This is a genomic window from Priestia sp. SB1, from assembly GCF_038898415.1.
The window spans coordinates 97032-118216 of sequence record NZ_JBBJSS010000006.1 but is presented as its reverse complement, the minus strand read 5'-3'; the positions used below and the strand labels follow the sequence as shown (position 1 = coordinate 118216).

Genomic DNA, 21185 nt, shown 5'->3' with positions numbered 1-21185 from the left:
ATATGATATAGAGGAGGCGATAACTAGACTTCTAGATGAAAGAAAGGAGCAAGGAAAGTTGAAGTTTTATCAGTTAATTCTTGTGTTTGCTGTACTAGCGGTTTCGTCTCTTTTTGTAGGAGTACAAGACCTGTCAGCGATGGATCTGTTTCATTTAACAAAAGAAGAAAGCCAAACGCTGTTTTTTAGTCGTTTTCCTAGGCTTTTGAGTATTATTATGGCGGGAATGAGCCTTAGTATTTGCGGGTTAATTATGCAGCAAATTACGCGAAATAAGTTTGTCTCACCAACAACTGCAGGAACGATGGACTGGGCAAGACTTGGTGTGTTGATTTCTCTACTAGTATTTGCTTCAGCAAGTCCTCTATTAAAAATGAGCATTGCTTTCATTTTCTCACTTGCGGGCAATCTATTGTTTATGAGAATACTAGACAGAATTAAATTTAACGATACGATTTATATTCCACTAGTTGGTTTAATGCTCGGCAGTATCGTAAGTTCCCTAGCTACCTTCATCGCTTACAAATACGATTTGATTCAAAACCTTTCTTCATGGCTGCAAGGCGACTTTTCGCTAGTAGTCAAAGGGCGATATGAACTTTTATACCTGAGTATACCGCTCTTAATAATTGCTTATCTTTACGCAGATAAGTTCACGGTTGCTGGTATGGGAGAAAGCTTTTCAATCAATTTAGGCGTGAAATACAAACAAATCGTAAACATTGGATTAGTCATTGTTTCGCTTATTACGTCGATTACGATTTTGACCGTTGGCATGCTGCCTTTTTTAGGATTAATCATCCCAAATATCGTATCGATTTACCGTGGAGATCATTTGCGAAAAAGCCTGCCTCATACAGCGGTGCTTGGAGCTGTATTCGTACTTGCGTGCGATATTTTAGGCAGAGTCATTATTTTCCCTTATGAAGTTTCTATTGGGTTAATGGTCGGTGTAATAGGAAGTGCGATCTTTCTTTTTATGCTGATAAGGAGAGGTCGTTATGCATAACAAATATAAAATTATTATTCTCGCCGCGCTGGCTATTTTGTCGGCTGCGCTGTTTATCAGCTATGATTTAGGCTACTGGCAGTACACGCTGCCGCGAAGAATTGAAAAAGTCGCTGCGATTGTTTTAACCGGAGGAGCGATTGCGTTTTCATCCGTTATCTTTCAAACGATTACCAATAATCGAATTCTAACTCCTAGTATTCTAGGACTGGATTCACTGTATTTATTTCTGCAAACGTTTATTGTGTACATCTTTGGCTCGACGAATATTGTCATCATGAACAAAAATCTTAACTTTCTACTTTGCGTTTCGCTGATGATTATCTTTTCGGTCTTGCTTTACATACTGATGTTCAAAAAAGCCGGTAAGAATATTTTCTTTATTTTACTGGTTGGAATTGTGTTCGGCACGTTATTTAAAAGCATGTCTTCATTTATGGAAATGCTGATTGATCCGAATGAATTTCAAATTGTACAAGATAAATCATTTGCAAGCTTTAACAATGTCAATACTGATTTGCTATACATAGCAGCGGTTATTTTTATCCTGCTTGGCATTTACGTATGGCGTTTTACCTCCATTTTTGATGTTCTGTCGTTAGGAAGAGAACATGCGGTAAATTTAGGTATTGATTATGACAGGCTTGTCAAAAAAATGCTGATTGTGATCGCCATTTTTGTCTCAGTGGCCACAGCTTTAGTTGGGCCGATTACCTTTCTTGGACTGCTTGTTGTGAACCTTGCGAGAGAGCTGTTCAAAACGTACAAGCACACCTATCTTATGATGGGATCACTGCTGCTTAGTGTTATAGCCCTCGTCGGAGGAGAATTTATTGTTGAAAAAGTGTTCACCTTCAGCACCACGCTGAGCGTCATCATTGACTTTGCCGGCGGAATTTACTTTATTTATTTGCTGCTAAAGGAGAATAGATCATGGTAGAAGTAACAAATGTCAGTAAAAAATACGGAGAAAAAACCGTTTTAGAAAAAACATCTGTGGTGATTCCAAAAGGAAAAATCACGTCATTTATCGGCCCAAACGGAGCGGGGAAAAGTACGCTGCTTTCCATTATGAGCCGTCTTATTAAAGCCGACTCAGGATCAATATCAATAGAAGGAAAAAATATAGAGAATATTGACAGCTCGGATTTAGCCAAAAAAATGAGCATTTTAAAACAGTCCAATCAGCTGAATATCAGACTTAGCGTACGTGAACTCGTAAATTTTGGCCGGTTTCCTTATTCAAAAGGCCGGTTAACAAAAAGCGATGAACAAGCGGTTGATCAGGCGCTGAGTTATATGAAGCTTGAAAGTATTCAAGATAAATACTTAGATGAACTGAGCGGGGGACAGTGTCAGCGAGCTTTTATCGCTATGGTCATCGCACAGGACACGGAGTATATCTTCTTAGATGAACCGCTCAATAACTTAGATATGAAGCATTCTGTTGAAATTATGAAGCTGTTGAAACGTCTCGTAGAAGACTTAGGCAAAACCATTGTGATTGTCATTCACGATATTAATTTTGCGTCTGTCTATTCGGATTACATCGTGGCGCTTAAAAACGGTGAAGTGATCCGTGAAGGCCCAACAGAAACCATCATTCAAACATCTGTATTAAAGGATATATACGATATGGATATTCCAATCGAAACGGTTGGCGGACAGCGTATTTGCGTTTATTTTTCATAAAATTTATTCATGAGGTGACAAAAGTGAAAAAAGTGTTAGTAATGTTTGTAGCAGTCTTAACGGCGATTGTTGTGGCCGCTTGCGGTAATCAAGGAGCAAAAGAAACAACAGGTGGAGAAAGTAAGCAAAAAGAAACGGTAACGGTAACCGATCAGTTCAATAAAGACGGAATTAAAATTGAAAAAAATCCTAAAAAAGTTGTAGTATTCAGCATGGGTGCACTTGATACGCTAGATAAACTAGGCGTTGAAGTAGCGGGCTTGCCAAAACAAGCGATTCCTGAGTATTTATCAAAGTATCAAGATGATAAGTATGCGAATGTAGGTGGCTTAAAAGAACCTGATTTCGAAAAGATTGCAGAACTAAAGCCAGACTTAATTATTATTCAAGGCCGCCAAGCAGATTCATTTGATGAATTTTCAAAAATTGCGCCGACGATCTATATCGATACGGACAACCAGCACTATATGAAGTCATTTAAAGAAAACACAAAAGTACTAGGACAAATTTTTGATAAAGAAGATCAAGCGAAAAAAGAGCTAGCAGCAATTGATAAGCAAATTGCAGATTTGAAAAAACAAGCGGACAAACTAGATAAAAAAGCGCTTGTAATGATGGCAAATGACAGCAAAATGACAGCATTTGGTCCAGGGTCTAAATACGGATTAATTCATGATGTATTTGGTATCAAAGCAGCAGACGACAGCCTAGATCCATCGGCTAAGCACGGTCAAAGCATTGCATATGAATATTTAGTTAAGCAAAACCCGGACTACTTATTCGTGGTTGACCGCGGCGCAGCAATTGGTGAAAAATCATCCGCTAAACAAATTGTTGAAAATGAGTATGTAAAAGAAGTCAATGCAGTGAAAAACAATCACGTTGTGTATCTTGATCCAGGTCTTTGGTATTTATCTGGAGGAGGCCTTGAGTCAATGGCAGGCATGATTAAAGAAATCAAAGCAGGAATAGAGAAGTAATAGAAAAAAAGAGCTGGGTTTGACCAGCTCTTTTTTTTGCATTTAAAGTATTCAGGGTTCCGTGACTGTAAAAAGACCGCTACGAGCAGTTTTTTGCTTATAACAAAAGGTGTTATCCACATGTTTCAATGAAGTTGTACTTTAGCTACTGAGAATAAAAAGGTCGCATATGGAAACAGTAGTTATGTGCAGATATGAGAAAGACGGCACGCTAGAATATGTTAGGGAGAAAAGAAACAGTGAAAAATCCTATAGCGGACAAAACTCTACATAAGTTAGTTCAAAAAACAAGCAATGTCAATAAAAGGAGTGTTTCATATGTATTATTACAAAGAAGGATTAATTAATGGCATTAAACCGGATAAGCCCGATCCTGCGGCTGCGAAGGTACTGCAAGAAGCCTTAGGCGGTCAGTTTGGTGAAATGCGAACGATGATGCAATATTTCTTCCAAAGCTCTAACTTCAGAGGAAAAGAAACGCAGTACCGAGATTTAATGAAAGGCGTTTTTTTAGAAGAAATAGCTCACGTAGAACTCGTTCAAAATACCATCAATGCATTGCTAGATGAATCTGGCGGAGCCGGCGTAGGAAGTCAAGGTTCAGATCAGGCTCCTCTTGATGAAGCTGTAAAACACGCTAATCCTCATCACTATATTATGGGGGCTCAAAGCTCACTGCCAGTAGATGCGGGCGGGAATCCATGGAACGGCTCATGGGTTTATAATCACGGAAATCTAGCGGCTGATTTGCTCAATAACGTTGTATTAGAATCAACCGGCGTTTTACAAAAAACAAGAATATATGAAATGAGTTCTAACCAGACGTTAAGAGAAACGCTAGGCTTCTTAATTGTTCGCGATAATGCTCATCAAAATGCATTCGCTAAAGCACTCGAAACATTAGGAGTAGATTGGGGAAAACTCTTCCCTATACCAAATTACGATATTAACAAATATCCTGAATGCAGAAAATTTGTCGAAATGGGCTATCATAACACGCAATTTGATTTTAGATTAGATCCGCATCGAATGGGAGAAATATTCCAAGGGCAGACGCCAAGCAGAAATGGCGGAGACCTAAGCGTAACACCTCCACCGGAAGCTTTTCCAGTCCCTCATTTATCTGAAATGCCAAATGAGCACGCTCCAGGTCTTGGAGACATGAACGCATAAAAATATGCAAATTAGCTTTAATGAATTAGAGCTAAAGCAAATAAAAAACATTGACTGAGAGCTAGTAGTCAATGTTTTTTTATGTTTCTTCAGCTGTCGTTCCTCTGAATGCAAGAACATCCCGCCGTTTACATAAACTCGGGATAAGCGGTTGTTTTACATCTATTTGTGAATTTACTTGTTTTTTATAAGAAGAAAAGGGAATACTTTCTTTAATCACTTGTGATAGAAAGCTAATAAGGGGCATGCTGCTATGAGTAGTCAACAAGATGAATTTTTATTTAAAAGAGAGCTCTATCGCTTAGTACAAGAATACAAACGCTGTAAAGCTGAAGAGATTAGACGGGCAATTAAAAAGGATATTCTCCTTTTGAAGAAGGTTATAAATAACTGAAATAGACAAAAACTAGAAAAAAGCTCATGTTAGTTAATAAATGAGCTTTTTTGCCTGCTTTAAACTTGTTCAAACGAATTAGTATGTCTGTAAATGGTCTTGGGAAGAGTATGGATCATGTTAAACAGAGCTAACGCAGTTGTTTCTGATTCTTCATAACGATAAATGATATCGTTTTCAACATCGCAGATTTGAAAACTGTTTAATTGTTTTGAATAACTTAGTGTAAACCTATTGGCAAGAGTATGAGTAATGTCGCTATCTCTATAATTTACTAAATTTGCTATCATATGCTTAATTTCAGTTAGGTTCATCCACCAAGTCACCCTTTCATGTTATTTAGGTTATCATACCATGTCCAGGTAATTTGAATACTGTTTTTTACAATTTGTAACAACAATTTTCAAAATGAAACATAAAGGTAATAAAAAGTTAAAACGAGCAGCTAAACGCAAGCTGAACATTTCCTATGAGGGTGTAGGCTTTTCTTTGTAATAGGTCAACTCCAGCTTTTTATCCGCGATTTCTTTTAGCCCAATACGAATCATACTGAATACCAAAATCCATAATATAACCGTTAAAATCGTATGTCCAGCTGGGAAAATACCTAGTACAGGTGAGTCCCAAAGAGCGTGCATAAAAACGACAAGCAAAAATACACCGAAAAATTTTGGTTTTATCAACATGCTCCACTGAAATTTCTTATCTCCTTGCACGATGCAGATGGCAGCGCCAGTCAAGGCAGCCCAAGCCACATGTCCTCCAGGAGCAAAAATACTGCGCCAGAGTATTGTAGAATAGAGCATGTGAAAGCTGCCGGAAAGAAGTGCTCGCAAAGCATAGCCAGCGGTTTCAAAAGCAGCAAAACCAGCTCCTATTGCAGCTCCTAAGAGAAGTCCGTTAAGGATATATCTATATTTAAGATTGCGTACAAAATAAATAACAGCGATAACTTTAGCCAGTTCCTCACATATTCCAATCACGATCACGTTTGTGTTATTTCCAAGAATATCATAAAACACAAGTGCTAATAAAAGTGAGAGGATTCCGCCAATAAAAACGACATAAACAATTTTGTAAATAGCAATATTCTGCGGAGCGTTCATTTCCCAAAAGAAAATGAGCGTAGTAAATGGCACTGCAAAAGCACCGACTACAATAAGACCGGGTATAAAGTTGATGTTTTCGAATAAGCTTACGCCTAGATATAGTCCTAAGTATGCGACAAGCGCAATAAGAAAGACCCTTGCAAAAAGCCAAGGCTTTGGCCATGTATTTACAACCTCTTCTATTTTAGGAGTCGTAAGCCCTGTTCCTACAATAAAAAGCCGTTCAGCTTCCATTTCACTGTGCTGTCGGAAGACTCGAGAGAATATATTTCGAAATTTAGGTTCAACCGAACGTTCATTTCTTGGAATTTTATCAACACGATGGGCAAACAAGTAGAATATGCTGTAGTTTTCATCGTGGTCCACGATTTCATGGCCGCAATTTAAGCAGAATTTTACCCCTTCCGGATTAGAATAAGCGCAATGGGGGCATTTCATTTATCTTCCTCCTCTTTCTTTTGACGCTTGTCTTACGATATCTTCTACATATATTATGTGAGTTGATGAAAAAAAGCATAAGAGGGTTTGGCAGGTAATTTGCTTAAATAATGGAATGGTACAGAAGCTATTGCTGAAAGAGACCTCATGAAAGCTAAAAAGGCTGCGTCATAAGGCGAATATTCGACTTACAGCACAGCCCTTTATATGATTAAAAATGTGGATGTTTATAATGCTACTACGCAATAAAAAAGCTTCCTGAAATAAAAATGATGACACCAATGACCATCATTAATGTTTCGCGGTCTTTTTTTCCTGTTTTTTTATTAGCAGGAAGCAGCGATTTTGAAAGAGGTTTGGCAAAAATGATGACAAGCATGCAAACAGCAGCAAAGATGCCAAGCGCCACTTGGAAATTACCTTCAATAAAGACGCATGCCATTAAAAGTACAAGACTTATTTTTAGAAAAATTTTTGATAGGTTCACTATCAACACTCCTTTAGAACACTTAATACGAAAGACTTAGTGATTTTTTTATATGCCTGTTGTTTTCTACGGCTTGAAGGAGAAAATGAGCGACGTCAGAACGGCTGATGTTGCGTCCGTTTTCTGGTATGCTAGCTTCTCCTATACGGTAATACGTGGTTAATGGACCGCTCGTTAGACCCATTGGCCGAGCAACTGTCCAGTCGAGTCCGCTTACCTTCAAGAGCTTCACGGCTTCGTGATGGTCGCGAAGCACATTTTTTAAAATACGCTGAGCAAGCCAGCCCGTCATGCCTGGAATTTCTCCATCGATTCCGGCTGAAGCCGTGTAGGCGATACGCTGAATTCCGTTTTCGTTCATACATTGAATCAGCAGATTTGTCGTTTCTACTAAAAGGGTAGAATGCCCTAGATTTTCGGTTCCCAGACAAGAAATGACTGCATCACACCCTCGCATAGCCTGACACACTTCATAATAATCAAGCACGTCGCCTTGTATGATGTGTACGTTCGCATGCGTTACCTTAAGCTTAGATGGATTTCGCACAAAAGCTTTTACATAATGTCCGTTTTTAATCGCTTGCTTGATTACTTCCTGTCCGGTCCTGCCGCTTGCGCCAATCAAAAAAATGTTCATACGATCAACCCTTTCGTTTCAATGTAGGTAGTAAAAACGAAATTTTCTTTTACCATAACACATTTTTCTCGATTTAGCTTGTCATAACATAAAAGTTGCTTACGCGATTCATCAAAGTAAGAGGTATCCTCTGTTCTTTTTTAAAACTTATGTCATAGACTGTCTAGAAAACAAGGAAATGTACGAACGGTTTATAAAGGTGTTTAATGCTATAGAAGCGAAAGGGTATTATAAGAATAAGGGACGAACAGAAGGGGCGATGCACGATGAAAAAATCGGTAAGCAGAGCACGTGTTATCATAGTACTAATAGGTTTTCCGCTCATCTTTCTCATTATGGCGCTTGTGACGGGTGAGTGGCGATATATGACTTGGATGATCCCGCCTGCACTGATGTCATGTTGGACGGCACTCTTCGTATTAAGAAAGCAAGAAGAAAGATAACAGGAAATTTGAACTATTGCATCGAATTTATAGAAAAAGTATAAAATGATAGAAAGCTATAGTAAGAAAATTTAATGAAGGACGGTGTGAAGATGAACGGACAACAGTTATTGTATGGGTTGCTTACGTCTAAAGGCGATATCCTAAGAGCTGCTTATGTGTTATGTGACCACCGCATTTATACGGAAATGTCAGCACGGTATCAGCAAACGGAGCATACGGATTTTCAAGCATCATTGGTAGAAGAAATGAAATTGCTTGAAAAACAGCCTGAAGTAGACATGCATCTGCATATTTTGCTTGAAATGGCGAAGTTTTTTGAACTTCCCGTTTCTCATGCTACAACAAATGGCGAGCTGTACGAGTTAAGCGATAACATTGGAAATTTGCTTGTATCTAAATACAATGAGCTGTTTTCAATTGCACGCTGTCATACGCTAGAAGACGTGATGCGCCATCAAATCCGACTGTTCTTTCATCTAATTGATTCGCAATACATGATTGCTACAAATCGTCAGCAAGCTGTGTTTCAGCAGCAGCTGATGAATTGGATTGAGCAGCTTCCTCCCATGTATCAAGAAAGAATGATTGATGTATTAGGAGACTATCAGCAGGCAGCGCTTGTGAAACTGCTGCAAAAAAAAGGGACAATTGAGCTATACAAACAGCTTCCTCCGCACGCATACCCTGCTATTTCAGGCCTTATGGCAACCGTAATGAGTATCTTTATTCCCGTTAATTACCCGCCAGCACTGCTATTTAGTATGAATGCGCCGCTTTTTTTAATGGCGAGCTTTGAAAGTCATGAAATTATTGCAAAACGCAAAGAAGCTGGAACGTTTTTACCACTGTTATTAGTAGTTGTTCAGCTGATGTGGACGTACAAGCTTGAGCATCAGGATGAGCTGTTGAATTATCAGTCTCTATTGATCAAGTGGTCATCTGTACACACAACGTATCAAGATTATGTAAAAAAGAAAGAGCAGTCACTGTTTGATCGTGAACGGTTAGACAACTTTATTTATAAAACAGAGCAGTATGTTAAGCAGCTCCGCGCTACGGAGAAAAAGACGGTGAAACAAATTGAAACGCTCAAAACAGCCATTCGCCATCAGCTTGATGAAATGGAGCTCACATCGTTAAACGGAGGGCTTGTGCTTCAAAAAATGATTGAAGAGCATGAAGCATTAAAACAGGATGTAGAAGAACTGCAGCGCAAGCTTTCGATTAAAGGTGACTTCTTCTCTAAAGTAAGGCTGACGTTCCGTTCTGCAGAACGAGCTGTCAAAAGCAAAGTGAAAGAAGTAGAGCGTAAAAAAGTGCTTATGCAAATGACGGACTTTATTTTAGCAAATCGCTTGCCCGTATGCGTGGATATTCAAAATGAAATTTATGATTATCAAGACGAGCTGACGACGACTATTTTTCAAATTAATCAGCAGGTCGAGCTGCTTGAAGAAACAAAACAAAGCCGCCAGCTAGCCGATGCAAAAGTACGCCGCTATGATCAAGAAATAAAGCGATTTGAGCGGAACTATTATGGCTTAAAAGAAGGAACAGTTGAAGAAATGGCGCAGTAAAACTGGGACAAACGTATTTTATCCGAACGAGTTTGATTCTTTATGGAGAATCAAACTCGTTTAGTTATGTCTCAACCCTATTCTCTGTCTGTAGGAGCGGACAGCTGATCTTTATACTCATCTACATAGAGCATGCCGTTTGTTGACACAACTGCATACAGCACTTGGTTCAACTGAAGCTGACGATTTGAAAGCTCAAGGTTGATCCATTGTTCGGTATATTGAGGTGTTAAATTTTTATGAATAATTTCTCCGTCCATGATGAGTTCTACCGGTAAATTCATTTCTTTAAACGGCTTAGACAAAACGTCCTGTTTGGCAATGTTTTGATAAGCAGTTTTCTTTAATACCGACAGTTTTCCGCTTACTTCTAAAACAGCAAATTCTACTTCAGCAATGTTGAACGTTCCTAGTTCTCGTAAATGCTGATTCAAGTCGTCAATGGAATATTTGACTTTTTTCATATTTGCTTCAAGAAGCTTTCCTTTTTCCATAATAACCGTCGGGCGTCCTGTAATCCATTTTCGCAAGCGCCTGCTTTTTAGAGCTGTTGATGCTAAAAGAAAATGAATAGCCACAAGAAAAGCAAAAGAAGCGAACATCGGCAGAAATTTTAATTTTAAATCAAATCCCATATTTGCGATGAACGACCCAATAATGATGGACATCGCAAACGTAAAATGATTGTTATGGGTGTTAATTTGTTTTCCAATCAGGAAAGTTGTAATGCTTAAGATAATAAAAGAAACAAAGGTCCTAAGAAGGGACATGAGAATGTCTTCCATAGGTTGTGATGTCACCTGCTTTCTCATAAATAGAAAGAGTATCTATCTCTATAGCGTTATCCATTTAAAGGATCGTTATACAAGGGAAAACATCAAGAAGAAGTGCGGATAATTCGTTCATATTCGGCTGCTTAAAAAGGGGTAGAAAGGCTGTAGGTAAGGGATAGAAGCGAACAAAAAGAATGTGCAAATTCCTTTGAAATTTTTTGGAGGATTTGTTACAATAAAGGTGCTTATTTTTGTTCGGTAAGGATAGTTCGAAGTGTTCGTCTTGACTTATTGTAAGAGCAGGAATAGAGTAATACACAATGTGTGGATTGTCACACAAGGAGGAAAAGAGATATGTTACAAGGTAAAGTAAAATGGTTCAACGCTGAAAAAGGTTTCGGTTTCATCGAAGTAGAAGGACAAGACGATGTATTCGTTCATTTCTCTGCTATCCAAGGCGAAGGTTTCAAAACTTTAGAAGAAGGTCAAGAAGTTACATTTGAAATCGTTGAAGGCAACCGTGGACCACAAGCTGCTAACGTTCAAAAGTAATTTTTTTTATAAAGTTTAAGCCGATCAGCAGAACGTTTCTCTGGTCGGTCGTTAAACTAAACTGGGAGAAGGCCCCTTTTATAAAAGGGGTCTTTTCTTGTTCGCTTTTTACACCTTGTTGACGATTTCTTTGATTTTGCAGAAGTATTCAAATATGAAAAAAACTAGTCACGCAGTATAAAAAAAGCGTATAATGAAATGATGAAAATAGGAATTGTAGAGCAGAAAGGATTTTAAAACGTATGAACAACCAACTTCAAGAAACGATGGTCGATTCACGTCGTACATTCGCCATTATTTCTCACCCGGATGCCGGGAAAACAACGTTAACAGAAAAAATGCTGTTACTGGGCGGAATGATTCGTTCAGCCGGAACGGTTAAAGGAAAAAAATCAGGCAAGTTTGCTACATCTGACTGGATGGAAATTGAAAAACAGCGTGGAATTTCAGTTACATCAAGTGTTATGCAGTTTGAGTATAAAGATCACTTTATTAACATCTTGGATACACCAGGACACGAAGACTTCAGTGAGGATACGTATCGTACCTTAACAGCTGTAGATAGTGCGGTCATGGTTATTGACGGAACAAAAGGAATTGAAGCACAAACGCTTAAGCTTTTTAAAGTTTGTCGTATGCGCGGTATTCCCATCCTAACGTTTATCAATAAATTAGACCGTGAAGGAAAAGAGCCGCTTGAGCTGCTTGAAGAAATTGAAGATGTACTTGGTATCGAATCATACCCTGTAACGTGGCCAATTGGCATGGGGAAACGATTCCAAGGAACGTATGACCGTTTTTCAAAGCAAATTGAAGTGTATCAAGGAAACAAAGAGTCTTATTTTGCAGACTTTGACGGTGAAAATATCGACGATGAAATTAAAAAACACGTCGATGAAATGTATTTACCAGGCTTAGTGGATGATTTATCTCTATTAGACGAAGCAGGTAATGATTTTTCAATTGAAAAAGTAAAGCAAGGCTTATTAACGCCTGTTTTCTTCGGAAGTGCGATTGCGAACTTCGGCGTACAGTCTTTCTTTAATTCATTTTTACAATTAACATCACCGCCGCAGCCTCGTGAATCAACGAATGGTACCGTTCAGCCTACCGATGAAAACTTCTCAGGTTTCATCTTTAAAATTCAAGCGAACATGAACCCAGCTCACCGCGACCGCATTGCGTTCGTACGCGTATGTTCAGGAAAATTCGAGCGTGGAATGAACGTAACATTAGCAAGAACGAACCGCAAAATGAAGCTAGCGCAGTCTCATCAGTTCTTGGCATCAAGCCGTGAAACAGTAGACACAGCGTATCCAGGGGATATCATTGGCTTGTATGACTCAGGTACGTATCAAATTGGCGATACCATTGTAGGAGAGGGAAAAGTATTCGAATTCGACGCTCTTCCAAAGTTCCCGCCTGAACTGTTTGTAAAAGTTCGTGCGAAAAACGCAATGAAATCCAAGCACTTTGAAAAAGGAATTAATCAGCTTGTACAAGAAGGGGCGGTACAGCTTTACCGTACGCCGTTCTTTGGAGATTATATTTTAGGAGCAGTCGGTGAACTTCAGTTCCAAGTATTTGAACATCGTATGAAAGGTGAGTACAATGTCGATCTTGAATTCACACGCATGTCTCACAACATTGCAAAATGGGTAGACAAAGCAACAATTGAAGATCGCATGCTAGATTCTCGCGTGATGCTAGTAGAAGATCGTGATAAGCATGCTGTTCTTATGTTTGAAAACGATTTTGTATGGCGTTTGTTCCAGGACAAATATCCATCTGTTAAATTCCTAGATCCGTTTAATCTATAAAAGAGTATAAAAAAAGGAAAACGATACATACTACTTTCATAAGTAGACAGTCGATTTTCCTCCTTTGCTTAAGAGTCAGTATTTACTGGCTCTTTTTTTAATGAGCCACTGATTTTAAATTTAAAAGAATGACTCCTGCAATGATTAATACGATGCCAAATACCATCGTAAGACTGCCGCTTTCTTTCCAAATGACTACACCAATCACAGCTGTCACAGCAGTTCCTACACCAGACCAAATGGCGTATGCAACGCTGAGCGGAATGTGCTGAAGCGATGTGGAAAGCGCATAGAAAGCAAGACCAAATCCTAATAAAACACCAAGACTAGGCCAAAATTTTGTAAATCCGTTTGATGCTTTTAACATAGATGTACCAAATAACTCTGAACTAATTGCAATTGCTAAAAATAAATAGGCTTTCATCGAAAACCCTCCTCTGTTAATTTCCGAAGTTGTTGTTGAATCTGTTTTTGCATGTCTGGATCTACGGGTGCGAGCCCAAACATTTGGCTGAACCATAATCCATCGGCTGCTAAGCGCACAATGGTAGCAAGGACAGGGTCAATGCCATCTTGTTCAATATGGTGCTGCCACTTTTCGTAGTGTTTTTGAAGGTGCTGCAGAAGTTCAGGATTCGTTGCAATACCTGCAAGCAACCCTGCGCTCATCGCTTGTTCACGCTGAAGGTCATGAAGGGTCTCAGCGAGATAAGCCCGGCTCCATTTGCCAGGAGAATTGTCATGTTCAACTTGTACGTTTAGTCCGTCATCATATTTCTTGGTGACTGAATACAGCATTTGCTGAATCAATTCATCTTTTGATGAGAAGTGGTACAACAAGCCGCCTTTACTAACACCGGCTTCTTTTGCTACTTTTTCAAGCGTCAAATTTCCAACGCCGTCACGCTGCACAACCTGAGTGGCCGCAAGCAATATATCATCATATGTAGACACATGAATTTCCTCCTTTTTGATTTTCCCTAGAATACTTTACCGTCTGGACGGTTTGTTTGGCAATACTTTTATTTCGAATTTCAAAAAAAAATTTTGTGCACACTAAAATATAAAGTATAAAAACAAAAATGAACGCGTAAACAAAGGGTAAATCCGTTTACTACTTTTACTATATGAAGAAAAAGGAAAATTAAAGCCTGGGTATATGAAAGATAAAAGAAAGGTGTGAAGAAACAGATGAGGGATGTGTATCAAAGTTTTCAAGAATTATCTCAGTGTGAACGAGCCGGAATCGATTACGAAATAGAGTGTGTCATTCGCCGGAGAGAAATTGTCGTGCTTGCGATTCACGGAGGAACGATGGAAATTGGGACAGAAGAAGTAGCGGAAAAAATAGCAGAAAAGCTGAACGCAACGGTGTACGTATTTAAAACGCTGAAAACAGAAAATCCGTTTGAATTACATGTTACGTCTGCAAACTACGATGAAGAAATGGCGCGTCATCTTGTGAAAAAATCAGAGATCACAATTTCTCTTCACGGTGCCTATAGCGATGTCTGCACAACTTATATTGGAGGAAGAGACGAAAAGTTAGAAAAAGCGGTGCGTCAAGCACTTTCGAATTTTCCGATCAGTAAAACGCCCGTACATTTAAAAGGCGTTTCACCTCGAAATATCGCCAACGACAATCAGCGGCATAAAGGACTGCAGCTTGAAATCACCACTCCGCAGTATGAACAATTATTACAGGATGAGCAGCTGTTCAACGAGTATGTGAATGCGATAGTATCGGCTGTGAACTCAGTGATGTAAAGATAAATTCAACAGCTTTCTGTATATCGGCTGCAATAAGAGTTGGTTGTACATCAGCCCACTTTTCTTGTTCATGTAACGTGTCATGCCCGGCACCTGTTAACACTAAAATGCAGTGAGCGCCTGCTGCACTGGCCGCTACTAGGTCTTTCCACCGGTCGCCAATCACGATGCAGTTAGCCAAATTTAAGCTGTGCTCCTCCGCTGCTTTTAACAGCATGCCGGGGTTTGGTTTGCGGCACGAACAGGCGTCTGAATCTTCATGAGGACAAAGGTAAACATCATCAAATCCAAAAGCTAAAAGTTCAGAGATAAACTGTGATTTATTTACCTTTCCTTTTGCAACATCGGGCTGATTCGTAAAGGAAAACAGCGGAATGTTTTGTTTTTTTATGTCTTTAATCGCTTGCTTTGCTTGGGGGAACAGCTGAAAATCACCTGGATATTGAATGTCATTACTGCCTCCAATCGTTCCGTCTCGGTCTAAAAATATTGCTTCAATCATGTTATTCACCTCTTTTTCTATCATAATATAAAACAGGATGAATTTGGTAAAAATTTTGTTTTTTGAAAAAAATCAAAGAAAGATGACTGTCTTTTTACTTCTCATCATATGGATAAGTTAAATAGAAGTGGTGAGGAGGGGGAAGACAAGTGAACGAAGAATCGTTTTATTCACCATTTATAAGCGAAGAAGGAAAGAAAAAAACAATTGGAGAAATTGAGTTTTCAGATGTGCAGCGCATGATGGAAAAACATTTAGAAGAAGGCTATCAGCTTGAGTTCAAGCGCGAAGTAAGCTCAACGGTCAAACGGAAAATCCCAAATATCATCGCTTCGTTTGCCAATGAAAAAGGAGGGTGGCTTATTTTTGGCGTAGATGAAGACGACCATTCCATTAACCTGCTCGAGCGCAAGGAATATGAGCTGTTTATTAATAATATGCTGAAAGATGTCACCAATCCCATTCCTCGTATCGTTACGCGCTTTTTATCACCTGAAGATCACCCCGGGCAAGGTGTTTTTGTTATTTGGATTCCCGAAGGTCCGAACCCTCCGTACATGTCTTACGGGAAAATTTACAGAAGAATTGGAAGCGGCACATCTCCGGTTACGGAAATCGATGATCGCTATCATTTAGATCGTCTTTATCAAAAATCGGAGGATCAAACGCAGCGAATAGAGGAATTTTGCACAAAAGAACTGTCTATCTATAACAGAAAGTGGCCGATGCACGGGAAAAGCTATATTCATTACGGGATGTGTAATATGTACGTGCTGCCACTATATGATTTGCATTTAATCGAACAAATGGAAGAAGAACGGTTAAAGCAATATATTTTAAGCAAGTCTAGCGAACCAAAACACTATCGTTTGGACGATGAGAGTACGGTGATGCTGCATACACCGTTTGTCAAAGCTTCTTATTCAGCGGAATCCATCATTTTTCGAAGCACAGATGTAATTGATGCATATGATAAAACAATTGCGTGGGAGCAGTTTTATAACGGATCAGCTAAGTTTCACATTCCTATTCCGTATATGGAAGAACCAAAACAAATTCATGACGTGCTGAAATCCAGCATTTCAAGCTACATTGATGAGACGATTTTTGAGCAGTTTCAATATATAAACGGACCCTTTTTTCTTACATCTTTAATCAGCTGCATCGGCGGATACATCGATTGTATGATGGAATTAAAAACTGAGCTCGAAGACATGATTATTGTAATTGATTTAGAGAACGTTCGAAATGATGTGCTTTACTTTCCGCATCAGCAGTTTCAAACATTTCTAGAAGAAGAAGGGCTCGTCTTTTCAGATAAAAAGCAGTATCGGTTTAATCAATCATTTAAAACAACAAAACTAGGGGGAAACGTCGAGCTTCTTGCCTACGTTGATTATATCGTAACGGCGTTTGGTCTTTCAAAAAACCAGTCCATGGACTTTCTTAAACATTCGTTAAACCGAGTATAAAATATACAATTTTTTGACAATAGCTAAAAAAATGACAAAAATGAAAAAAAGTATGATAATATCTTTCGTAAGTAATGAGCAAGTAAAGAAGAGAAAGGGGACTCTTTTTTACAGCTGCCGTTGCTAGGTAGGGTTAAACATAAGGGGAGAAAAAGTAATGAAAAAAGCGACATCCATACTTCTAATTGTCCTAGCACTTGCTGGTCTAGGAGGAGTATGCGCTGCTTATTACCATTTGGAGCAGCAAAAGCAAACGGAAGAAATGACGTATGAACAGAACTACATAACCGTAAGAAATGCATGAAAAAACCAGCCGATCGGCTGGTTTTTTTGGGTTTCAAGTCATAGTAAGTAAAATAAAGATTTTGCTTGTTCAGTTTTTTTAAATAACTCCAATGATGTATAGACGCAAAATAGAAAGCCAACGCTTGAAAAAATAAAAAACAAGCGGAGAAAAGGGCGTTTTTTTTGAATGCGAAAGTACGTAAAAACAACGAGTGAACATACAAGCAGTACGCTCATAGCAGCAAATCGAATCGCGAGCTCTGCTAAATCATCAACCGTGCTTTGAAACAGTTTTAGCGTTTCATCGTTCAAATCAGTCTCAGGAATGTTCGTTTTGTCTTGCTGATTTAACACCCCTACATCCCATTTTTCTCGACTATAATCATGAGAAACCGTGTAGTAAAACGGACCAAGCTTTTTTTCATCTGCACCGTCATCAGCAAGTGCTGAAGCTGGATGCATGAATGCTAGAACAAAAAATAAAAAGCTCCACTTTCTCATTACCAAAGCCTCTTTCTAACTCAGACTATCTCCCATTATAAACCAAAAATTTTTGTGTTTCCATCATCCCTCTTTCCTATTTCCATTTCTATATATAAAGTGAAAGGGGGAATAAAAGATGGCAGAAAAAATTCAGCATTCAAGCCAGCTTCGCTTAGTATTAGAACAAGGAATAAAAGAGGATGGAAAACCCGATTTAAAGACAAAATCCTATATGAACATTCAGCCGGGAAGTTCTGCAGATGCACTCATTACAGCAAGCGAAACCATTGCCAGCCTGCAGTCGCTGCCGCTTGTTGAAATCAACGAAGTTGTCACGTTTTCACTTTTAAAATAAGAAAAGAGGTAGAGTATGAAAACTTTAACGATGCAGTTTTTGAATGAGTCACAAAAAGCAGTAAGCCTATCGATTGAATCACCAAAAGATACGTTAGACGCAGCAGCCATCACAGCAGCAATGAACGCGCTGATCGCAAGCGATGTCTTTACTTCAAGCGGCGGAGCGCTCGTTGCCAGAAAAGGCGCCCAAATTGTCGAGCGAAATGTAACCGAATTTACGATTTAAAAATGAAAGTCCTTCCACTTAGGTGCGAAGGGCTTTTTTAAAAGGAGAGAGGAAGATGGCAGAGTGGTTTACGCTTGTTTCAGACGTTGGGTTTCCTATTGTGGTGACGCTTTATTTACTTCACCGAATCGAAGCCAAGCTCGATACAGTTGTGCTGTCCATTCAGCATTTAACCGATGAAGTAAAAAAGTGATTATGACAATTGTAAGGCGGTTGTCATGGAAAAGTTGACGGATTTGGCACCTCACACTACAATTAGTAGTGTGAGGTGTCGAATATGAAAATTGAAAAATTCAAATTTAACGAAACCGGCCTTAATCGCTTTTTTGGCCCGCTTGAAGCAAAAATTATGACGGCTTTATGGAACGGAAGTGAAATGTCCATTAAAGACGTGCAGCACGTGCTTGAGAAAGAAAAAACAGTTAACTTCAATACCGTTATGACCGTTATGAATCGATTGGTGGAAAAAGGCGTGTTGCAAAAGCGTTTAAAAGGACGTACGTCGATGTATCAGCCGATTCTTTCTAAAGAGGAATTTATCGACGCTCAGTCGAAAGAGTTAACGCACGAATTGATCGATGAATTTGGCTCGCTTGCTGTTACTCATATGCTTGATGCGCTAGAAGAAGTCGATGATTCACTGTTAAGTATGCTCGAATCAAAAGTCAAACAGTTAAAAAAGGATGAATAATCAATGAATCAAGGAATACTAAAGCGTTCTAAGCTTATTTTTAACCTGTGCTTTTTTATTGCCGTGACGTTGCTTATGCAAATGGGGATGTATGTGCTGCATTTGCTGTTTGGATGGAATTTATCGTTTAACTTAATTTTACTTTGTAACAAAGTAGCCCACTTTTTCGGCTTGTTTTTTATTGAATACATGCTGAATGCCGTTATTTTTCACACGATGTTTGTACTGTTCATTAAAGCTGTAAAGCAAGTGATTCAAATGCGGAAAGTCCGTAAAATGATTACGAAGCTGCGAGATGAAACAACAACGGCTGACCTGCAAAAAGCGTACGGAAAGGATTTAACGGTCTTAACAACAGATCAGCCCATTGCCTTAACGATGGGGCTGTTTACACCGCATATCGTCCTGTCTACAGGGTTGCTGTCGGTGCTTGATGAAAATGAACTCGAAGCCGTTATTTATCACGAGCAGTCGCACGTTGCAAACAAAGACCCGCTCAAAACGTTTTTGCTAAGTACGCTTGCCTCTGCATTATGGTATATTCCATTTATTAAATGGAGCCATAAACGCTTCAAAGTTATGCGTGAAGTGCTGGCTGATCAAGATGCCATTGTGAAAAATGGCACGCCTGCTCACATCGGCAGCGCGCTTTTAAAAATGGTGAAAACGGGACAGACAAGTCTCTCGTGTGCGCACGTATCGTTTGCTGATACGTCTGTTAATTATCGCATTCAATATATTTTAAATCCGGAAACGAAAATGCCGATGCAGCCTCCTGTTATTTTAACGCTGACGTCGCTATACGTGTTTTTTATTTTGTGTGCGCTGATTTTTACAGCTCTAACAGCTTTGTAAGTTTGTAAGAGAGAAAGAAAAGAAGGAGATGAGATTGTGTCAAAAGCAAAGAAAAAGAAAAAAGTAACGCCCAATCAGCAAACATCCTCAAGCAAGTGGATTTTTTGGGTGATTGGAATTATTGCGGTCTGTATTTTAGGGTTGATCGTCCTTTCGAATATGTCAAAGGGCGGAGGAGATGAAAAGGCCGCTCTTACATATGATAATCAGCCGTATCTTGGAAAAGAGTCAGCTCCGGTAGAAGTGGTAGAGTTTGGAGATTACAAATGCCCGGCTTGCAAAAACTTCACGGAATCCTTTTTCCCGCTGATTCAAAAAGATTATGTGGATACAGGTAAAGTGAAATTCTACTTTATGAACTATGCATTTATCAACAACGACTCCTCTCGTGCAGCAGAATTCGCCGAAACGGTATACAAAGAGCTTGGAAACGATACATTTTGGAAATTCCATGAACTTCTTTATAAAAAGCAAAACGCAGCGGACGAAAAGAAAGATGTCTTAACGGAATCCTACTTAGAAGATACGCTGAAAGAAGTGTCAAGCGATGCCGATGCGAAAAAAGTAGCGAGTGCATTTAAAGACGGAAAAGGAAAAGATGCGTTTAATCAAGATATGAAGACAGCCAATGACTTAGGCATCACAGGTACACCAACCATTTATGTAGGCGGCAAAAAATTCGAAGGAAAAACAATCGATGACTTTGATCAAATGGTCAAAGATGCGGCTAAGGAGAACAAATAATGAACAAGTCTTTGGTTTTCGGGTGGATTACAGCGCTTATCGCGATGCTTGGAAGCTTGACGTTTAGTGAAGTTCTTCACTTCATCCCGTGCGAACTTTGCTGGTATCAGCGAATTTTAATGTATCCGCTCGCGATTGTGCTAGGCGTAGCCGTGTACCGGAATGATACGTTCATCTACAAATACGTCCTGCCGTTTTCGGTGATTGGTATGGCGCTTTCAGGCTATCATTATTGCCTGCAGAAGATACCGGCTCTTAAAGCATTTGAAACGTGTACAAGCGGTGTTCCTTGCTCAGGTCAATATATTAACTGGCTTGGATTTATCACCATTCCTTTTTTAGCGTTTATTGCGTTTACCATTATTACGATTATGATGCTTGTTCTTCGCAAGCAGATGAAAAAAGCTTAACCTCCGGGTTAAGCTTTTTTTATCTGAAAACAAAAAAAGTCCCGCTTACAAGAAGCGGGTGCAAATAGGGTACATCTATGAAAAATGATGAAATTGTTTTGACAAGAACAGTATATAAAAGAAAAGTGAAAAAACGGTGAAAAGAGAAAAGCTTTTTTAAAAAATATGCTTTTCTTATAAAAAAAGCCCCGCTCACAAAAAGCGGGGAATAAATAGGGGTCATTTATGAAAAATGATGAAATTGCTTTGACAAACTTAGTATACAAAAGAAAAGTGAAAAAACGGTGAAAAGATGGAAGCTTT

At 39.1% G+C, this 21185-nt stretch carries 28 protein-coding genes; 19 read left to right on the top strand and 9 right to left on the bottom strand.

The genetic code is table 11. The annotated features are described in order from the left end of the window. Positions 1-58 precede the first annotated feature (58 nt). The 5 genes from WKH56_RS22260 (at position 59) to WKH56_RS22240 (ending at position 4854) form a co-directional block, all read left to right on the top strand. Entirely contained in the window at positions 59-1009 is a 951-nt protein-coding gene (locus WKH56_RS22260) for an ABC transporter permease (RefSeq protein WP_028414467.1), read from the top strand. Next, positions 1002-1949, top strand: a complete 948-nt coding sequence (locus tag WKH56_RS22255) for an iron chelate uptake ABC transporter family permease subunit (protein WP_034267834.1) — start codon at positions 1002-1004, stop codon at positions 1947-1949. Before WKH56_RS22260 ends, WKH56_RS22255 begins: the two co-directional genes overlap by 8 nt. Next, on the top strand, positions 1943-2701 hold the full coding sequence (locus WKH56_RS22250) for an iron ABC transporter ATP-binding protein (RefSeq protein WP_028414465.1): 759 nt from the start codon (positions 1943-1945) through the stop codon (positions 2699-2701). Before WKH56_RS22255 ends, WKH56_RS22250 begins: the two co-directional genes overlap by 7 nt. A 23-nt stretch (positions 2702-2724) precedes the next feature. Continuing rightward, the gene (locus tag WKH56_RS22245; RefSeq protein ID WP_033580631.1) at positions 2725-3681 is read left to right on the top strand and encodes a siderophore ABC transporter substrate-binding protein; all 957 of its coding nucleotides are present in this window, start codon (positions 2725-2727) and stop codon (positions 3679-3681) included. Positions 3682-3999: 318 nt separating this feature from the next. Then, complete coding sequence (locus tag WKH56_RS22240) at positions 4000-4854, top strand: manganese catalase family protein (RefSeq protein WP_047750489.1); 855 nt, start codon at positions 4000-4002, stop codon at positions 4852-4854. Positions 4855-4933: 79 nt separating this feature from the next. Here WKH56_RS22240 and WKH56_RS22235 read toward each other — a convergent pair whose 3' ends face one another. Then, positions 4934-5074 carry a hypothetical protein gene (locus tag WKH56_RS22235; RefSeq protein WP_335443633.1) on the bottom strand — a complete coding sequence of 47 codons (141 nt, stop codon included), beginning with the start codon at positions 5072-5074 and terminating at the stop codon, positions 4934-4936. Positions 5075-5107: 33 nt separating this feature from the next. Here WKH56_RS22235 and WKH56_RS22230 point away from each other — a divergent pair, with 33 nt between their 5' ends. After that, a complete protein-coding gene (locus tag WKH56_RS22230) occupies positions 5108-5248 on the top strand; it encodes a hypothetical protein (protein WP_176343797.1) in 141 nt (46 codons plus the stop codon). A 467-nt stretch (positions 5249-5715) separates the two neighbouring features. On the opposite strand, the gene WKH56_RS22225 is transcribed toward WKH56_RS22230, so the two are convergent. From WKH56_RS22225 to WKH56_RS22215, 3 genes are all read right to left on the bottom strand, one after another. Continuing rightward, the gene (locus WKH56_RS22225) at positions 5716-6795 is read right to left on the bottom strand and encodes a PrsW family intramembrane metalloprotease (RefSeq protein ID WP_047750491.1); all 1080 of its coding nucleotides are present in this window, start codon (positions 6793-6795) and stop codon (positions 5716-5718) included. Positions 6796-7033: 238 nt separating this feature from the next. After that, positions 7034-7282 (bottom strand): hypothetical protein, encoded by a 249-nt coding sequence (locus tag WKH56_RS22220; RefSeq protein ID WP_033580533.1) that lies wholly within the window; start codon positions 7280-7282, stop codon positions 7034-7036. Between the two features lie 22 nt (positions 7283-7304). Further along, the gene (locus WKH56_RS22215) at positions 7305-7919 is read right to left on the bottom strand and encodes an NAD(P)-dependent oxidoreductase (RefSeq protein WP_034267848.1); all 615 of its coding nucleotides are present in this window, start codon (positions 7917-7919) and stop codon (positions 7305-7307) included. Between the two features lie 535 nt (positions 7920-8454). On the opposite strand from WKH56_RS22215, the gene WKH56_RS22210 reads away from it, so the two are divergent. Next, positions 8455-9942 (top strand): hypothetical protein, encoded by a 1488-nt coding sequence (locus tag WKH56_RS22210; protein WP_342836735.1) that lies wholly within the window; start codon positions 8455-8457, stop codon positions 9940-9942. Positions 9943-10019: 77 nt separating this feature from the next. Here the strand turns inward: WKH56_RS22210 and WKH56_RS22205 are convergent, their stop codons facing one another. Continuing rightward, positions 10020-10742 (bottom strand): DUF421 domain-containing protein, encoded by a 723-nt coding sequence (locus tag WKH56_RS22205; protein ID WP_231099203.1) that lies wholly within the window; start codon positions 10740-10742, stop codon positions 10020-10022. A 327-nt stretch (positions 10743-11069) separates the two neighbouring features. Between WKH56_RS22205 and cspD the strand changes: the two genes are divergently transcribed. Then, entirely contained in the window at positions 11070-11267 is a 198-nt protein-coding gene (gene cspD, locus WKH56_RS22200) for a cold-shock protein CspD (protein ID WP_013057877.1), read from the top strand. Between the two features lie 242 nt (positions 11268-11509). Continuing rightward, on the top strand, positions 11510-13087 hold the full coding sequence (locus WKH56_RS22195; protein ID WP_310883943.1) for a peptide chain release factor 3: 1578 nt from the start codon (positions 11510-11512) through the stop codon (positions 13085-13087). A 97-nt stretch (positions 13088-13184) separates the two neighbouring features. Here the strand turns inward: WKH56_RS22195 and WKH56_RS22190 are convergent, their stop codons facing one another. Together WKH56_RS22190 and WKH56_RS22185 are read right to left on the bottom strand one after the other, a co-directional pair. Next, positions 13185-13511, bottom strand: a complete 327-nt coding sequence (locus WKH56_RS22190; RefSeq protein WP_013057875.1) for a DMT family transporter — start codon at positions 13509-13511, stop codon at positions 13185-13187. Next, on the bottom strand, positions 13508-14041 hold the full coding sequence (locus WKH56_RS22185; protein ID WP_048018933.1) for a TetR/AcrR family transcriptional regulator: 534 nt from the start codon (positions 14039-14041) through the stop codon (positions 13508-13510). Before WKH56_RS22185 ends, WKH56_RS22190 begins: the two co-directional genes overlap by 4 nt. Before the next feature lie 237 nt (positions 14042-14278). On the opposite strand from WKH56_RS22185, the gene WKH56_RS22180 reads away from it, so the two are divergent. Continuing rightward, entirely contained in the window at positions 14279-14854 is a 576-nt protein-coding gene (locus WKH56_RS22180) for a poly-gamma-glutamate hydrolase family protein (RefSeq protein WP_310883942.1), read from the top strand. On the opposite strand, the gene WKH56_RS22175 is transcribed toward WKH56_RS22180, so the two are convergent. After that, on the bottom strand, positions 14805-15359 hold the full coding sequence (locus WKH56_RS22175; protein WP_310883941.1) for an HAD-IIIA family hydrolase: 555 nt from the start codon (positions 15357-15359) through the stop codon (positions 14805-14807). The two genes, WKH56_RS22180 and WKH56_RS22175, sit on opposite strands and share 50 nt — an antisense overlap. Positions 15360-15508: 149 nt before the next feature. Here WKH56_RS22175 and WKH56_RS22170 point away from each other — a divergent pair, with 149 nt between their 5' ends. Then, positions 15509-16831 carry an AlbA family DNA-binding domain-containing protein gene (locus WKH56_RS22170; protein WP_028414452.1) on the top strand — a complete coding sequence of 441 codons (1323 nt, stop codon included), beginning with the start codon at positions 15509-15511 and terminating at the stop codon, positions 16829-16831. Positions 16832-16988: 157 nt separating this feature from the next. Then, entirely contained in the window at positions 16989-17135 is a 147-nt protein-coding gene (locus WKH56_RS22165; RefSeq protein ID WP_165351766.1) for a hypothetical protein, read from the top strand. A 38-nt stretch (positions 17136-17173) separates the two neighbouring features. Here WKH56_RS22165 and WKH56_RS22160 read toward each other — a convergent pair whose 3' ends face one another. Then, entirely contained in the window at positions 17174-17617 is a 444-nt protein-coding gene (locus WKH56_RS22160; RefSeq protein ID WP_028414451.1) for a hypothetical protein, read from the bottom strand. A 118-nt stretch (positions 17618-17735) separates the two neighbouring features. Here WKH56_RS22160 and WKH56_RS22155 point away from each other — a divergent pair, with 118 nt between their 5' ends. The 7 genes from WKH56_RS22155 (at position 17736) to WKH56_RS22125 (ending at position 20882) form a co-directional block, all read left to right on the top strand. Continuing rightward, positions 17736-17954, top strand: a complete 219-nt coding sequence (locus WKH56_RS22155) for a DUF1659 domain-containing protein (protein WP_013057868.1) — start codon at positions 17736-17738, stop codon at positions 17952-17954. A gap of 15 nt (positions 17955-17969) precedes the next feature. After that, on the top strand, positions 17970-18182 hold the full coding sequence (locus WKH56_RS22150; RefSeq protein WP_013057867.1) for a DUF2922 domain-containing protein: 213 nt from the start codon (positions 17970-17972) through the stop codon (positions 18180-18182). A 55-nt stretch (positions 18183-18237) separates the two neighbouring features. Next, entirely contained in the window at positions 18238-18375 is a 138-nt protein-coding gene (locus WKH56_RS22145) for a YvrJ family protein (protein ID WP_028414450.1), read from the top strand. 84 nt (positions 18376-18459) lie between these two features. Further along, positions 18460-18873, top strand: a complete 414-nt coding sequence (locus tag WKH56_RS22140; RefSeq protein WP_028414449.1) for a BlaI/MecI/CopY family transcriptional regulator — start codon at positions 18460-18462, stop codon at positions 18871-18873. A gap of 3 nt (positions 18874-18876) precedes the next feature. After that, on the top strand, positions 18877-19728 hold the full coding sequence (locus WKH56_RS22135) for a M56 family metallopeptidase (RefSeq protein ID WP_028414448.1): 852 nt from the start codon (positions 18877-18879) through the stop codon (positions 19726-19728). 36 nt (positions 19729-19764) lie between these two features. Next, complete coding sequence (locus tag WKH56_RS22130) at positions 19765-20472, top strand: DsbA family protein (RefSeq protein WP_033580543.1); 708 nt, start codon at positions 19765-19767, stop codon at positions 20470-20472. Beyond that, positions 20472-20882, top strand: a complete 411-nt coding sequence (locus tag WKH56_RS22125; RefSeq protein ID WP_028414446.1) for a disulfide oxidoreductase — start codon at positions 20472-20474, stop codon at positions 20880-20882. The genes WKH56_RS22130 and WKH56_RS22125 overlap by 1 nt, the downstream gene beginning before the upstream one ends. Positions 20883-21185: the final 303 nt, after the last annotated feature.

Excerpts from the sequence above, each read along its gene's own strand:
- WKH56_RS22255 (WP_034267834.1), top strand. The coding sequence starts at position 1,002 with ATGCATAACAAATATAAAATTATTATTCTCGCCGCGCTGGCTATTTTG.
- WKH56_RS22250 (WP_028414465.1), top strand. The coding sequence starts at position 1,943 with ATGGTAGAAGTAACAAATGTCAGTAAAAAATACGGAGAAAAAACCGTT.
- WKH56_RS22240 (WP_047750489.1), top strand. The coding sequence starts at position 4,000 with ATGTATTATTACAAAGAAGGATTAATTAATGGCATTAAACCGGATAAG.
- WKH56_RS22230 (WP_176343797.1), top strand. The coding sequence starts at position 5,108 with ATGAGTAGTCAACAAGATGAATTTTTATTTAAAAGAGAGCTCTATCGC.
- WKH56_RS22225 (WP_047750491.1), bottom strand. The coding sequence starts at position 6,795 with ATGAAATGCCCCCATTGCGCTTATTCTAATCCGGAAGGGGTAAAATTC.
- WKH56_RS22215 (WP_034267848.1), bottom strand. The coding sequence starts at position 7,919 with ATGAACATTTTTTTGATTGGCGCAAGCGGCAGGACCGGACAGGAAGTA.
- WKH56_RS22210 (WP_342836735.1), top strand. The coding sequence starts at position 8,455 with ATGAACGGACAACAGTTATTGTATGGGTTGCTTACGTCTAAAGGCGAT.
- cspD (WP_013057877.1), top strand. The coding sequence starts at position 11,070 with ATGTTACAAGGTAAAGTAAAATGGTTCAACGCTGAAAAAGGTTTCGGT.
- WKH56_RS22195 (WP_310883943.1), top strand. The coding sequence starts at position 11,510 with ATGAACAACCAACTTCAAGAAACGATGGTCGATTCACGTCGTACATTC.
- WKH56_RS22190 (WP_013057875.1), bottom strand. The coding sequence starts at position 13,511 with ATGAAAGCCTATTTATTTTTAGCAATTGCAATTAGTTCAGAGTTATTT.
- WKH56_RS22180 (WP_310883942.1), top strand. The coding sequence starts at position 14,279 with ATGAGGGATGTGTATCAAAGTTTTCAAGAATTATCTCAGTGTGAACGA.
- WKH56_RS22175 (WP_310883941.1), bottom strand. The coding sequence starts at position 15,359 with ATGATTGAAGCAATATTTTTAGACCGAGACGGAACGATTGGAGGCAGT.
- WKH56_RS22165 (WP_165351766.1), top strand. The coding sequence starts at position 16,989 with ATGAAAAAAGCGACATCCATACTTCTAATTGTCCTAGCACTTGCTGGT.
- WKH56_RS22160 (WP_028414451.1), bottom strand. The coding sequence starts at position 17,617 with ATGAGAAAGTGGAGCTTTTTATTTTTTGTTCTAGCATTCATGCATCCA.
- WKH56_RS22155 (WP_013057868.1), top strand. The coding sequence starts at position 17,736 with ATGGCAGAAAAAATTCAGCATTCAAGCCAGCTTCGCTTAGTATTAGAA.
- WKH56_RS22150 (WP_013057867.1), top strand. The coding sequence starts at position 17,970 with ATGAAAACTTTAACGATGCAGTTTTTGAATGAGTCACAAAAAGCAGTA.
- WKH56_RS22145 (WP_028414450.1), top strand. The coding sequence starts at position 18,238 with ATGGCAGAGTGGTTTACGCTTGTTTCAGACGTTGGGTTTCCTATTGTG.
- WKH56_RS22140 (WP_028414449.1), top strand. The coding sequence starts at position 18,460 with ATGAAAATTGAAAAATTCAAATTTAACGAAACCGGCCTTAATCGCTTT.
- WKH56_RS22135 (WP_028414448.1), top strand. The coding sequence starts at position 18,877 with ATGAATCAAGGAATACTAAAGCGTTCTAAGCTTATTTTTAACCTGTGC.
- WKH56_RS22125 (WP_028414446.1), top strand. The coding sequence starts at position 20,472 with ATGAACAAGTCTTTGGTTTTCGGGTGGATTACAGCGCTTATCGCGATG.